The sequence below is a fragment of the Limnohabitans sp. Jir72 genome (assembly GCF_003063575.1).
Classification (GTDB): domain Bacteria; phylum Pseudomonadota; class Gammaproteobacteria; order Burkholderiales; family Burkholderiaceae_C; genus Limnohabitans_A.
Genome location: NZ_NESC01000033.1, coordinates 1 through 1,061, shown reverse-complemented (window position 1 = coordinate 1,061; position 1,061 = coordinate 1). Strand labels below are relative to the sequence as shown.

At 55.9% G+C, this 1,061-nt stretch carries 1 protein-coding gene; it reads left to right on the top strand.

What is annotated here, in order from left to right; translation table 11 throughout:
- The first annotated feature begins 102 nt into the window (after positions 1-102).
- A complete protein-coding gene (locus tag B9Z52_RS17470) occupies positions 103-1,053 on the top strand; it encodes an IS30 family transposase (protein ID WP_108415117.1) in 951 nt (316 codons plus the stop codon).
- Positions 1,054-1,061: the final 8 nt, after the last annotated feature.

Below are 1,061 nucleotides of genomic sequence, written 5' to 3'. Positions count from 1 at the left end.
GGCGGATTCAAGTACGAGGTGCAACAAAGATGAACCCGGTAATAGGTGGCTGAGGATGTCAAGGCATCATGGTCACTCAAACCGCCAAGTCCAAGTTGCCAGATGTACAAGCACCTCAGCCGAGAAGAACGATACCAAATTCACAGCCTCTTGAAAGCCAAACAGACCCTCAGCGAGATAGCCCGATTACTGGGCAGGAGCCGCAGCACAATCAGCCGCGAACTCGGTCGTGGCCGTGGCCAGCGTGGCTATCGCGCCGAACAAGCCTGCGCCAAGGCGTCTGAGAGGGCCCAGCGCAGCCGTAATGCCCGCCGTGTTGACCCCAAGCTCTGGGCCGATGTGGATTTTTACCTTGGCATTCAATGGAGCCCCGAGCAGATTGCAGGAAAAGTGGCTGTCAGCCATGAGAGCGTCTATTTGCATGTGTATGCGAATAAAGCCGCCGGTGGTGATTTACACACGCACCTGCGCAGCCAAAAGCCTCGGCGCAAACGCCACTTGTGCGGGCATGACAGACGCGGGCAAATCCCGAATCGCCGCCCGATCAGCGAGAGACCAAGCCACATTGAAGATCGCAAGCAAGTGGGTCACTGGGAAGGTGATACCGTCATTGGCGCGGCTCACAAACAAGCCATCGTGACACTGGTAGAACGCAAGAGTGGCTTTGCTGTGCTGGCCAAGGTGAACAACAAGTCTGCTGATTTGGTGGGCCGGGCCATTGAAGCCAAGCTCAAGACCTTGAACTCACGGGTGAAGACTTTGACGGTGGACAACGGCAAAGAGTTTGCGGATCACCAGGCCATCGATCAGGCCCTTGGCATCCAGACCTACTTTGCCGATCCGTATTGCAGCTGGCAGCGCGGCAGCAACGAGAACTTCAACGGACTGCTACGCCAATACATTCCCAAGAAGCGGCGCATGGAAACTGTCACCGATGAGGAGTTGACTATGATCGAAAACAGATTGAATCACCGACCCAGAAAGCGGCTCGGATTCAAGACGCCCCACGAGGTGTTTCACGCCTCGTTAAACCGTGTTGCACCTCGTACTTGAATCCGCCT